This is a genomic window from Streptomyces hainanensis (genome assembly GCF_004348415.1).
GTDB classification, from domain to species: domain Bacteria; phylum Actinomycetota; class Actinomycetes; order Streptomycetales; family Streptomycetaceae; genus Streptomyces; species Streptomyces hainanensis.
The window spans coordinates 1-5,617 of the sequence record NZ_SMKI01000480.1 but is presented as its reverse complement, the minus strand read 5'-3'; the positions used below and the strand labels follow the sequence as shown (position 1 = coordinate 5,617).

Below are 5,617 nucleotides of genomic sequence, written 5' to 3'. Positions count from 1 at the left end.
GAGTTCGTCGGCAGCGTCAGATGTGTATAAGAGACAGTCCGTGGACTCGACGCCCGGGACCTTGCTGAGGCGGCCGGGGATCACCTCGGCCAGGTCGTCGTGGGACCGCACGCGGACCATCGCGATCAGGTCGTGTGGGCCCGTCACGGAGTAGACCTCGCTGACGCCGTCGAGCGCGGCGATCCGTTCCGCGACCTCGGCGACGCGGTCCACGCTGGTCTTGATGAGGACGATCGACGTGATCACTGCTTGGCCCCTTCCGGACGCGGTACGCAGGGCCACACCTTAGTCGCACCCCAGTTCACGGCCGCACGCGACGGCCTGACCGGCGTCGCGACATCGGTTCTCGCCGTGCCGGCCGCGGCAGACGCGGCGGCTACCAGGCCGTAGGGTGACACTGGATGGAACAAGCGGCAGTGGCTGACAGAAACTGACGGACGGACTGAGCGGTGGCGGATCCCGAGGACGGCGCGGGGGCGACGAGGCGGTCGGAGGTCGCCGAGTCTCTGGACCGGCCGCTGCCCGAGCGGGTCCGTCACCGGGTCATCGTCGTCGCCGGCGACGCGTTCGCCGGGTTGACCGTCGCCGAGTTGCCGCCGTCGCTGCGGCAGTACGCCCGTTTCCAGCCGGCGCGCCGGGTGCGGTTCGGCGGCAGCGCGATCGCGGCGGCGCTGGAGAGCGACGCCGTCTTCCGGCAGCGGGTGGCCGCCAGGCTGCGCGAGGCCGAGCCGGAGCTGGCCGACGCAGTGGAGCACGGCGCCCCGCCGCCGGCCGCCGATCCGGTGGAGGTCGCGGCGGCCGCGTTCGTGTTGCGGCCGGTCGGCTGGGCCAAGCTGGTGGCGGCCGCCGGCGAGGAGGCGCAGCGCGCCCAGGAGGAGCGGGCCGGGCAGGAGCGCGAGCGGGAGCTGACCAGGCTGCGCGACGAGTTGGTGGAGCTGTCCGAGGCCGCCAGGTCGGACGGCGAGCGGCTGCGCGGCGAGTTGGAGTCGGCGCGCAGGGAGACGGACGCCGTGCACCGGAAGTTGCGCAGCGCGCAGAGTGACGTGCGGCGTGGCGAGGCGGCGCAGCGGAAGTTGCGGGGCGAGTTGGAGGAGGCCCGGGCCGAGGCGGCGGCCGCCAAGGCGCAGGCCGACGGCGAGGCCAGGCGGCTGCGGGCGCGGCTCGCGGAGGCCGAGGCGGCGTTGGAGGCGAGCCGGAAGTCGGTGCGCGAGGGGCGCGGTATCGAGGACATGCGGCTGCGGCTGCTGCTCGACACCGTGTTGGACGCGGCGCAGGGCCTGCGCCGCGAACTGGCGTTGCCGCCGGCCACGTTGCGGCCCGCGCAGACGGTCGAGGCGGTGGAGCCGGGCGGGATGACCCCGCAGGACGTGGCGCAGCGGGCCCTCTCCGCGGACGATCCGGCGCTGCTCGACCAGCTGTTGGCGCTGCCGCAGGCGCATCTGGTGGTCGACGGTTACAACGTCACCAAGACGGGTTATCCGACCATGCCGTTGGAGAAGCAGCGGCTGCGGCTGCTGCGTGGCCTCGCGGTGTTGGCGGCGCAGACCGGTGCGGAGATGACCTGTGTCTTCGACGGCGCCGAGCTGGCCGCCCCGGTGTTGGTGTCGCCGCCGCGTGGCGTGCGGGTGCTGTTCAGCCGGCCGGGGCAGACGGCGGACGAGCTGATCAGGCAGCTGGTGCGGGCCGAGCCGGCCGGCCGGCCGCTGGTCGTGGTCTCGTCCGACCGCGAGGTGGCGGACGGCGTCGCCCGCTCCGGGGCGCGCCCGGTGGCGTCGGCGATGCTGCTGAAGCGGCTCGCCCGCACCTGAACCCCTTCTTTTTCGCACGGAGGGTATGGGCCCGAATGCGTGCGGTGTGATGTAAGTAAAAAATATGGGTGGGGATTTGAACCTACGAATGGCCTGTCGCTAGGGTCTGGCTCGAACCTTCGCGCGGTAGTCCACCCATCCGGGGTGGCCGTGGAGGAACCGCCGATTCCGCGGCGCAGGTGCGCGGAGCCGGGGCCCCGCCCCACAACTCCCGGCAGGCGGCTGGAGGAAGAAGGAGCTCGCCCCAGTGGCGTCCCACCGTCGTCCCAAGCAGCCAAGCCGTGCCCGTGTGACCTTCTTCGGCGCCGCCGCCACCGCGGCCGCCACCGTCGGCATGACCGCGCAGTCCGCCAGCGCCGCCCCCGACCAGACCAAGGAAGAGGTCCAGGAGGAGGTCGACCGCCTCTACGAGGAGGCGGAGGCGATCACCGAGCAGTACAACGGCGCGTCCGAGCGCGAGGAGGAGTTGGAGGCCGAGATCGCGGAGATCCAGGACTCCGCCGCCCGCGGCCAGGAGGAGCTCAACGAACTCCGCGCCAACCTCGGCGCCGTGGCCACCGCCCAGTACCGCACCGGTGGCATCGACCCCTCCGTGCAGCTGTTCCTGGCCTCCGACCCCGACGCCTACCTCGACCAGGCGTCCAGGCTCAGCCAGGTCAGCGGCCGCCAGGCCGAGACGCTGCGGCTCATCGAGAACGCGCAGCGCGACCTGGACCAGCAGCAGGAGGAGGCCGGCCAGCGGCTCGCCGAGCTCGAGGAGGTCCGTTCCCAGCTCAGCGAGCAGAAGGACGACATCCAGGGCCGGTTGGGCGAGGCGCAGGCCCTCCTCAACCAGCTCACAGAGGAGGAGCGGGCCGCGCTCGCCGCCGAGGAGGCCGCCCGCCAGGCCGAGGCCCAGGAGCGCGCCAGCCGCGACAGCGGCGACCGCGTCACCATCACCGACGGCGCGTCGTCCTCGTACGGCTCCGCCGCCCTCAGCGCCGCCGTCAGCAAGCTCGGTTCGCCCTACGTGTGGGGCGCGACCGGCCCCAGCTCGTTCGACTGCTCGGGCCTCACCTCGTGGGCCTACTCGCAGGCCGGCGTCTCGCTGCCGCGCACCTCGCAGTCCCAGGCCACCATCGGCGCCCGGCTCTCCATGAGCGAACTCGCCCCCGGCGATCTGGTCTTCTACTACGACGACCTGCACCACGTCGGCCTCTACGCCGGCAACGGCCAGATCATCCACTCCCCGCGTCCCGGCTCCAGCGTCGAGTACCTCGGCGTCGACGTGATGCCGTTCATGTTCGGCGTGCGCGTCGGCTGACCGGGGTGGGCCCAGGCGGCCCTCGTCCGTCCAGGTGATTCCGGGAACGTGTGCCGCCCGTACACGCCCCCGGTGACCTGCGATTTGCGTGTTCCGACGCGGGCCGCGCGGTGTCGTCGTTTCGCCAACCGACACCACCGCACGGCTACATTCTGCTGCGCTCAGGTCCCCAACGAAGGGAGCGCGGCCCGCTGTGGTCCAGCATCGACACCGCCGTCACCCTCAGCCGCGACCGGCCATGGCCGCCCGCTTCACCATGCTGACGGCCGCGACCGCGGCCGCCATGAGCGCCGCCCCCGTCCTGGCCGCGCCTGCCGTGCCGGCGGCGCCGCCGGCCGACAGCGTCGAGGCGGCCCGCGAGGTGGACCGGCTCTTCACGGAGGCGGAGCGGGCCATCGAGGCCTACAACGGCGCCGCCGAACGCGTCGAGGCGCTGGAGGCCGAACTCGCCCGCAGCCAGGAGCGGCTGGCGCGCGGGCAGCAACTCGTCAACGACCGCCGGCACGCCATCGGCGCGACCGCCGCCGCCCACTACCGGGCCGGTGGCATCGACCCCACGCTCGTCCTGCTGCTCTCCGACGACCCCGAGCACTACCTCGACAAGGCCTCCGCGCTCGAACGGGCCGCCGCCCGTGGCGCCCTCGGGCTCCGCGAACTGCGGGCGGCCCAGCGCGGCCTGGAGCGGCGGCGGACCGAGGCCGACGACCGGCTCACCCTGCTCAGCGCGGAGAAGGACGAACTCAGCCGCCACAAGCGGACCGCGCAGCGCCGCCTCGCGGCGGCGCGCCGCCAGTACGAGCGGCTCTCCGCCCGGGAGCGCGCCGACCGCGAGCGGGCGGCCCGCGAAGGAGCCCGGGTGCCGACCGCGCTCGCGACGCTCCACGCCACCGTGGACGACTCCTCCGAGGGCCCGGGCGCCGCCCGCGCCACCGCCGCCGTGGCGGCCGCCAGAGGCGCCGTGGGCCGCCCCTACGCCTGGGGCCAGGCCGGGCCCTCGGCCTTCGACTGCTCCGGGCTCATCCAGTGGGCCTACGCCCAGGCCGGCGTCTCGCTGCCACGCACCTCCCAGGGCCAGGCGACGGCCGGCCGCCGGGTCACACTCGCCCAGGCCCGCCCCGGCGACATCGTGGTCTACCGCGCGGACGCCAGCCACGTCGGGCTGTACGTCGGCGGCGGCCAGATCGTCCACGCCCCCTACCCGGGCTCCACGGTCCGCTACGAGGGCGTCGGCATGATGCCGGTCTCCTCGGTCGTCCGCCCCTGAGACCGGAGGTCGGGTGGGGCCACCGCCCTGGCGGCCGTTGGCCGGGGGAGAGGTCGGTATCGTCTCGTCCGATGCGTAAGACGCTGATCGTCACCAACGACTTCCCGCCGCGCCCCGGCGGGATCCAGTCCTTCCTGCACAACATGGCGCGCCGCCTCGACCCCAACCAGGTGGTGGTCTACGCCTCCACCTGGAAGCGGGACGCCGAGGGCCGGCGCGCCACGGCCGCCTTCGACGCCGAGCAGCCGTTCCCGGTCTTCCGGGACCGGACCACCATGCTGCTGCCCACCCCGGGCGCCACCCGGCGGGCCACCGCCCTGCTCCGCGAACACGACTGCACCGCGGTGTGGTTCGGCGCCGCGGCGCCGCTCGGCCTGATGGCCCCCGCGCTGCGCGCGGCCGGCGCCGAACGGCTGGTCGCCACCACGCACGGCCACGAGGCCGGCTGGGCGCAACTGCCGGGCGCGCGGCGGCTGCTACGGCGGATCGGCGAGGGCACCGACACCATCACCTACCTCGGCGAGTACACCCGCTCCCGGATCGCCCGCGCCCTGACCCCGGCGGCGGCCGACCGGATGGTCCAACTGCCGCCGGGCGTCGACGAGAAGACCTTCCACCCGGACTCGGGCGGCGCGGCCGTCCGCGCCGCCCTCGGCCTGACCGACCGGCCGGTGGTCGTGTGCGTGTCGCGGCTGGTGCCGCGCAAGGGCCAGGACACGCTGATCCGGGCCCTGCCGCGAATCCTGGCGGCCGAGCCGGAGACGGTGCTGCTGATCGTGGGCGGCGGCCCCTACCGCGCCGACCTGGAACGGCTCGCCACCGACCTGGACGTCACGGCCGCCGTGCGGTTCACCGGCGAGGTGCCGTGGGCCGACCTGCCGGCGCACTTCGGCGCGGGCGACGTCTTCGCGATGCCGTGCCGGACGCGGCGCGGCGGCCTCGACGTGGAGGGCCTCGGCATCGTCTACCTGGAGGCCTCGGCGACCGGCCTCCCCGTCGTCGCCGGCGACTCCGGCGGTGCGCCGGACGCCGTCCTGGGTGACGAGACCGGCTGGGTCGTCCGCGGCGGCGCGGACTCGGCGCCCGCGGAGACCGCCGACCGGGTGGTGACGCTGCTGCGGGACGCGGGGTTGCGGCGACGGATGGGAGAACGGGGGCGGGCCTGGATCGAGGAACGGTGGCGGTGGGATCTGCTGGTCGAACGGCTCGCCGCGCTGCTGTCGTGACCGGTGGGTTTCCCCC

5 protein-coding genes are annotated in these 5,617 nt (G+C 74.4%); 4 read left to right on the top strand and 1 reads right to left on the bottom strand.

Translation table 11 applies throughout. The features are described 5' to 3' along the window. On the bottom strand, positions 1-246 hold a 246-nt coding region (locus E1283_RS30580; protein WP_132821426.1), incomplete at its 3' end, for an Lrp/AsnC family transcriptional regulator. 203 nt (positions 247-449) lie between these two features. On the opposite strand from E1283_RS30580, the gene E1283_RS30575 reads away from it, so the two are divergent. The 4 genes from E1283_RS30575 to E1283_RS30560 all read left to right on the top strand — a co-directional run bounded on the left by E1283_RS30575 (position 450) and on the right by E1283_RS30560 (position 5,601). Continuing rightward, positions 450-1,808 (top strand): NYN domain-containing protein, encoded by a 1,359-nt coding sequence (locus E1283_RS30575; protein ID WP_132821425.1) that lies wholly within the window; start codon positions 450-452, stop codon positions 1,806-1,808. A gap of 247 nt (positions 1,809-2,055) precedes the next feature. Then, positions 2,056-3,111, top strand: a complete 1,056-nt coding sequence (locus E1283_RS30570; protein WP_132821424.1) for a C40 family peptidase — start codon at positions 2,056-2,058, stop codon at positions 3,109-3,111. A gap of 238 nt (positions 3,112-3,349) precedes the next feature. Continuing rightward, the gene (locus tag E1283_RS30565) at positions 3,350-4,375 is read left to right on the top strand and encodes a C40 family peptidase (protein WP_132821423.1); all 1,026 of its coding nucleotides are present in this window, start codon (positions 3,350-3,352) and stop codon (positions 4,373-4,375) included. 71 nt (positions 4,376-4,446) lie between these two features. Then, entirely contained in the window at positions 4,447-5,601 is a 1,155-nt protein-coding gene (locus tag E1283_RS30560) for a glycosyltransferase family 4 protein (RefSeq protein WP_132821422.1), read from the top strand. The last annotated feature ends 16 nt before the right edge of the window (positions 5,602-5,617 follow it).

Bases quoted from the DNA above. Each gene is read 5' to 3' on its own strand.
- E1283_RS30560 (WP_132821422.1), top strand. From the start codon at position 4,447: ATGCGTAAGACGCTGATCGTCACCAACGACTTCCCGCCGCGCCCCGGC.
- E1283_RS30565 (WP_132821423.1), top strand. From the start codon at position 3,350: ATGGCCGCCCGCTTCACCATGCTGACGGCCGCGACCGCGGCCGCCATG.